This window comes from Pseudomonas sp. KCJK9111, assembly GCF_046231935.1.
GTDB classification, from domain to species: domain Bacteria; phylum Pseudomonadota; class Gammaproteobacteria; order Pseudomonadales; family Pseudomonadaceae; genus Aquipseudomonas; species Aquipseudomonas parafulva_B.
The window spans coordinates 36,630-43,314 of record NZ_JBJJMO010000041.1 but is presented as its reverse complement, the minus strand read 5'-3'; the positions used below and the strand labels follow the sequence as shown (position 1 = coordinate 43,314).

Here is a 6,685-nt window from a genome sequence, read left to right as displayed (position 1 = left end):
TTAATGATACAAATTTTTTGCCGCATCGGACTTCAGAACCCCCAACGCATTAGCTCCAACGCCTACAGTAGTAAAAATGGCTGCGGGAGTGCCAGCTCCAGCGAGCAGGCTTACGCTACCGACAATCCCCGCAACATTCCCAACAAGGCTCAGGACGTCGCCTTGGTCAAAATTCTTGTCAGTTTTGTACTGAGCAGTAATTTTTAGAAATACTGTAGTCGCCGCAAGCGTATTAGCCTTGATATTGAGAAAGGGCGTAAAACCCGCAGTCAGTTTCACAATTGATGTTACACCTGCGACCGCAGCGCCAGCCTGGGCACTCTGGTTCACGAGAGCAAACCCTGATTTGTCGTTATTGTACTGATCCGTCAGGGAAGTAGATGCTGCACCCACTGCCACCGGTTTCTCAACGTAGCCCAAGATAGTTTCTAGTGTTTTGGCTATCTTTCGCTACTCCCTTATCAGGGTCTTGAAGGCGATGCTCATACCCAGCCGGTTACAACTCACACCAGGTGCCCGAGCGGCATGCGGTACTTCCCCATTGAAAACGACAACCCGCCTCGGCTTGGGCTGTATCGACAGGACGATACTTTCTTTGTCAGCGTCGTAGAACACCAACTCCCCACCCCAGCAAGTGGCCCAGTACTCACTGCTGGTTTGACCATTGGCGTACACACCTAATAGTGTCGCCGAGGGCATGTGCGCAGCTTTGATACGCGCCCAGATATCCGCCAGGAAACCCCAGTCTGTTCGCTCTCGTAGTTCTTGTTCACAATCTTCCAACTCGTTCCTGCGAGTACCAGCAATAAAACTATGCCAACATGGCCGATCAAGGGGAGCATAAGGATAGGGCCAGCCATAACGCCACGTTGCGCCCGTGAGGAGCTTGAGTATTTTCGTGTGCTCTTCGTCCGTTATGCCATTATCAACCACACAGATATCTCTGCAAACATTCAATGCCGCCATGATTTCAATCTCCTGATCTCAAATTAGCGATTGGAGACTGTCAGCTAAAACACCTCTAGACTTTCGCACACATGGAAGCAGGTACTCAGCGGCTGCCTTTACCTTACCCTAGCGGAGATAGAGTATTTGGCTCTAATAACGATTTCTGTATTCCACAGTCTAAAACTAATTTTTCGGTCTGACACCTACCTAAACGCCTACCGTTGTCATAAATATTTTCTGAGCATAAAGATAAAAGAACAGCGCACGCGAGACATCAAAGGCAACACCTATTTTTGCATTGACTCAGAATTGGACATAAAAAAACGCCCCCGGCCTTTCGACCGGGGGCGTTTTCATTGAGCCTGAGCTAACTCAGTTCTTGGCTTTCTTGGCAGCGCGGGTACGCTCGCCTTCGTCCAGGATCTTCTTGCGCAGACGGATCGACTTAGGCGTGACTTCGCACAGCTCGTCGTCCTGGATGAATTCCAGGGCCTGTTCCAGGGTGTGGCGAACTGGCGGAACCAGGGCGATGACTTCGTCCTTGCCCGAAGCACGCATGTTGTCGAGCTTCTTGCCTTTGGTCGGGTTCACGCCCAGGTCGTTGTCGCGGCTGTTCAGGCCGATGATCTGACCACCGTAGATTTCCTGACCGTGCTCGACGAACAGCTTGCCGCGCGCCTGCAGGGTTTCCAGGGAATAGGTCAGCGCCTTGCCAGTCTCGACCGACACCAGCACACCGTTCAGACGGCCGGACATCTGGCCAGACTTCATGGTGTCGTAGCGATCGAAGATCGAGGTCAGGATGCCTGCACCGTTGGTCAGGGTCAGGAACTGGTTACGGAAGCCGATCAGGCCACGGGCCGGGATGTTGTACTCAAGGCGCACACGGCCCTTGCCATCCGGAACCATGTTGGTCAGGTCGCCCTTACGCAAGCCCATCTCTTCCATGACCTTGCCCTGGGATTCTTCAGGGATGTCGATGGTGACGTTTTCGAACGGCTCTTGCTTGACGCCGTCGACTTCACGAATGATCACTTCCGGACGGCCCACAGCCATCTCGAAGCCTTCGCGACGCATGGTTTCGATCAGTACCGACAGGTGCAGCTCGCCACGGCCCGATACCTTGAACTTGTCTGGGGAATCGGTTTCCTGAACGCGCAGGGCCACGTTGTACAGCAGTTCCTTGTCCAGACGGTCCTTGATGTTCCGGCTGGTGACGAACTTGCCTTCCTTGCCGCAGAACGGCGAATCGTTGACCTGGAAGGTCATGGATACGGTTGGCTCGTCAACGGTCAGTGGCTTCATCGCCTCGACCGCGGTTGGGTCGCACAGGGTGTCGGAGATGAACAGCTCGTCGAAACCGCTGATGCAGACGATGTCGCCAGCCTGGGCTTCTTCGACATCGACGCGGTGCAGACCGTGGTGGCCCATCAGCTTCAGGATACGACCGTTACGCTTCTTGCCATTGGTGTCGATGGCGACAACCGGGGTGTTCGGCTTGACGCGACCACGGGCGATGCGGCCAACGCCGATCACGCCGAGGAAGCTGTTGTAGTCCAGTGCCGAGATTTGCATCTGGAACGGGCCGTCACGGTCAACCGAAGGCGCAGGTACGTTGTCGATGATCGACTGGTACAGCGGGGTCATGTCTTCGGCCATGTCGGTGTGGTCCAGGCCGGCGATGCCGTTCAGGGCCGAGGCGTAGACGACTTTGAAGTCCAGCTGCTCATCGGTGGCGCCCAGGTTGTCGAACAGATCGAAGATCTGGTCCAGAACCCAGTCAGGACGCGCGCCCGGACGGTCGACCTTGTTGATGACCACGATTGGCTTGAGGCCAGCTTCGAACGCCTTCTTGGTCACGAAGCGGGTCTGTGGCATCGGGCCGTCTTGAGCATCGACCAGCAGCAGCACGGAGTCGACCATCGACATCACACGCTCAACCTCGCCACCGAAGTCGGCGTGGCCGGGGGTGTCGACGATGTTGATGTGGTAGCCGTTCCAGTTGATGGCGGTGTTCTTCGCCAGAATGGTAATGCCGCGCTCTTTTTCCTGGTCGTTGGAGTCCATCACGCGCTCGTCGTTGAGCTCGTTACGCTCGAGCGTGCCCGACTGGCGCAGGAGTTTGTCGACCAGGGTGGTTTTACCATGGTCAACGTGGGCGATGATGGCGATGTTACGCAGATTTTCGATCACAACTGTATCTCGATCAGAGGATTCGGCTGCCGCCAGTGTAGGCGGCGAATAAGTACGTTTGAGGCTCAGCGGGCCCGCAGGTCGGGAGGGCGATGGCGGATGCTGCCGCCATACAGCCCTGGCGTCTTATGCCGGACGATAAACACGCACATTGGCATGTCCCTCACTGAGCAGGTGGTGTGCGTGCAGACGGCTCATCACACCTTTGTCGCAATACAGCAAGTACTGGCGCGTGGGGTCCAGGTGCTTGAACTTGCTGTTGATGGCATAGAACGCAAGCGCCTGGACTTCGATACCGTCGATCGCCAGAGGCTCGTCCTCCTGGGCGTCGGGGTGGCGGATATCGATGACGATCTGGCCCGGCAATGCCTCGGCCACTTCTTCGATCTCGATGTCCTTGCCCAGCTCATCGATCACATGGTCGATGGAGATGAACTTGGCGCGTTCGATGGCGCGCTCGAGCACCTGCATCTCGAACTGCTTTTCTTCGTGCTCCATGCGGTGACGCTTGGCATGGGTGGTCGGGTTCACCGAAATCACGCCGCAGTACTCGGGCATGTGCTTGGCGAAATCGGCGGTCCCGATGGCGTTGGCCTGGTCGATGATGTCCTGCTTGTGGGTCGCCAGCAGAGGGCGCAGCACCAGCTTGTCGGTGGCCGAGTCGATGATCGACAGGTTCGGCAGGGTCTGGCTGGACACCTGGGATATGGCTTCGCCGGTCACCAGCGCATCGATCTCCAGGCGCTCGGCCATGCGCGTCGCGGCGCGCAGCATCATGCGTTTGAGGGTGACGCCCATGTAGCTGTTGTCGACCTTGTTGAGGATTTCGCCGACCACTTCCTCGAAGGGCACGCTGATGAACAGTACGCGCTGGCTGCTGCCGTACTTCTTCCAAAGGAAGTGTGCCACTTCCATCACGCCCAGTTCGTGGGCACGTCCGCCGAGGTTGAAGAAGCAGAAGTGCGTCATCAGGCCGCGACGCATCATCTGGTAGGCGGCCACGGTAGAGTCGAAGCCGCCGGACATCAAGACCAGGGTCTGCTCCAGGGCGCCCAGCGGGTAACCGCCGATCCCCTGGTGCTGGTTGTGGATCACGAACAGGCGCTGGTTGCGAATTTCGATGCGGACCAGCACATCCGGGTTCTTCAACGTGATACCGGCCGCACCGCACTGCTGGCGCAACTGGCTGCCAACGTAGCGATCAACGTCCATCGACGTGAAGTCGTGGTGCCCACCGCGCTTGCAACGCACCGCAAAGTGCTTGCCGGCCAGCAGGTGACCGAAGTGCTGCTTGCACTTGGCAACGATGTCGTCGAAGTCACCCAGGGGGTACTCCTCGACCTGCAGGAAGTGGGTGATACCCGGTGTACAGGTCAGGCGCTCGACGATCTCGCGCTGAACCTTCTCGTCCTCGATGCGGGTGACCACCTCGAGGTTGTCCCAGACCCCATCGACCACGAGCTCAGGATCCAGATCCTTGAGCACGTTGCGGATGTTCTTGGCGAGCTGACGGATGAAGCGCTTGCGCACCGGCCGGCTCTTGATGGTGATCTCTGGGAAGACTTTGACGATAAGTTTCATTGGTTTACAGCGCGCGCAGGGCCTGCCGAAAATGAGGGGCGCGAATTATATCGGAAATTGCTCAGGATTTGACCAACTTTTGAGCAGAAGCTTGCAGAAAAATGCAGGAGACCAGCTTCAGACACCGTGCTTCGGGGCTTGAGGAGGTATCAGCATGCTAGGGGTAGACGGCGCATTGCATCCAGTTGAACCCATACGTCGAACACGGCCCAGTTCACAACTACCCGACCCAATGCACCCAATTGGTGCAAAGCTCAAAAAAATCGCATCGTAAGGGTGCATATTTGCTTCTGCAGCCCCAGTCAGATGCCCACAAACGCCCCCTTCTGTCCAGACCTCGCCATTTTCGGGCACTGGCATGCAATTTGCTCCCTTGTGAGGCAGGTAAGCTTGGCCGACTATCCGCGCCCGGCAACACCCTTTTTCCAGGGCGGCGGCCAACCGTGCCCTAGACCATCCGGAGGACAACATGTCGAAGTCGGTTCAGCTCATCAAAGATCATGACGTCAAGTGGATTGATCTGCGTTTCACGGACACCAAAGGTACTCAGCACCACGTGACCATGCCGGCGCGTGATGCGTTGGACGAAGACTTCTTCGAAGTCGGCAAGATGTTCGACGGTTCCTCCATCGCTGGCTGGAAAGGCATCGAAGCCTCCGACATGATCCTGATGCCGGTGGACGAAACTGCCGTTCTGGACCCGTTCACCGAAGAGCCGACGCTGATCATCACCTGTGACATCGTCGACCCGTCGAGCATGCAGGGCTACGACCGTGACCCACGTGCGATCGCCAAGCGCGCAGAGGAATACCTCAAGAGCACTGGCATCGGTGACACCGTGTTCGCCGGCCCAGAGCCTGAATTCTTCATCTTCGACGAAGTGAAGTTCCAGTCGGACATCTCCGGCTCGATGTTCAAGATCTTCTCCGAGCAAGGCTCGTGGATGACCGGTGCCGATATCGAAGGCGGCAACAAAGGCCACCGTCCAGGCGTCAAAGGTGGCTACTTCCCCGTGCCACCCTTCGACCACGACCACGAAATCCGTACTGCCATGTGCAATGCACTGGAAGAAATGGGCCAACTGGTCGAAGTGCACCACCACGAAGTGGCCACTGCCGGCCAGAACGAAATCGGCGTCAAGTTCAACACCCTGGTGAAGAAGGCCGACGAAGTTCAGGCCCTCAAGTATGTCGTGCACAATGTTGCCGACGCCTACGGCCGCACCGCGACCTTCATGCCAAAGCCGCTGTACGGCGACAACGGCTCGGGCATGCACGTGCACATGTCGATCTGGAAAGACGGCAAGAACACCTTCGCAGGTGAAGGCTATGCCGGCCTGTCCGACACCGCCCTGTACTTCATCGGCGGCATCATCAAGCACGGTAAGGCCCTGAACGGCTTCACCAACCCGTCGACCAACTCGTACAAGCGTCTGGTCCCAGGTTTCGAAGCACCGGTAATGCTGGCCTACTCGGCGCGCAACCGTTCGGCTTCGATCCGTATTCCCTATGTTGGCAGCCCGAAAGCCCGCCGTATCGAAGCGCGCTTCCCGGACCCATCGGCCAACCCATACCTGGCCTTCGCGGCCTTGCTGATGGCTGGCCTGGACGGCATCCAGAACAAGATCCACCCAGGCGATGCAGCCGACAAAAACCTGTATGACCTGCCGCCTGAAGAAGCCAAGGACATCCCGCAGGTGTGCGGCAGCTTGAAAGAAGCGCTGGAAGAGTTGGACAAAGGTCGTGCGTTCCTGACCAAGGGCGGCGTCTTCTCCGACGACTTCATCGACGCGTTCATCGAGCTCAAGAGCGAAGAAGAAATCAAGGTCCGCACCTTCGTTCACCCGCTTGAATACGAGCTGTACTACAGCTGCTGATCTGATCGGCGCCTGGCGCCGATGACTCGATCGAAACGGCCTCCCTTGGGAGGCCGTTTGCGTTTTGGACTTCAAGCATTTCGGAAG

General features: G+C 57.3%; 5 protein-coding genes. 1 reads left to right on the top strand and 4 read right to left on the bottom strand.

Annotated elements, in window-relative coordinates:
- The 4 genes from ACK59L_RS14675 to thiI all read right to left on the bottom strand — a co-directional run bounded on the left by ACK59L_RS14675 (position 1) and on the right by thiI (position 4,722).
- A complete protein-coding gene (locus tag ACK59L_RS14675) occupies positions 1-420 on the bottom strand; it encodes a hypothetical protein (RefSeq protein WP_409274422.1) in 420 nt (139 codons plus the stop codon).
- Between the two features lie 30 nt (positions 421-450).
- Positions 451-966 carry a 2OG-Fe(II) oxygenase gene (locus tag ACK59L_RS14670; RefSeq protein WP_409274420.1) on the bottom strand — a complete coding sequence of 172 codons (516 nt, stop codon included), beginning with the start codon at positions 964-966 and terminating at the stop codon, positions 451-453.
- 354 nt (positions 967-1,320) lie between these two features.
- Entirely contained in the window at positions 1,321-3,141 is a 1,821-nt protein-coding gene (typA, locus tag ACK59L_RS14665) for a translational GTPase TypA (RefSeq protein WP_023532979.1), read from the bottom strand.
- A gap of 126 nt (positions 3,142-3,267) precedes the next feature.
- Positions 3,268-4,722, bottom strand: a complete 1,455-nt coding sequence (gene thiI / locus ACK59L_RS14660; protein WP_409274417.1) for a tRNA uracil 4-sulfurtransferase ThiI — start codon at positions 4,720-4,722, stop codon at positions 3,268-3,270.
- Positions 4,723-5,191: 469 nt separating this feature from the next.
- Between thiI and glnA the strand changes: the two genes are divergently transcribed.
- Entirely contained in the window at positions 5,192-6,598 is a 1,407-nt protein-coding gene (gene glnA / locus ACK59L_RS14655; RefSeq protein ID WP_023532915.1) for a type I glutamate--ammonia ligase, read from the top strand.
- Positions 6,599-6,685 lie beyond the last annotated feature (87 nt).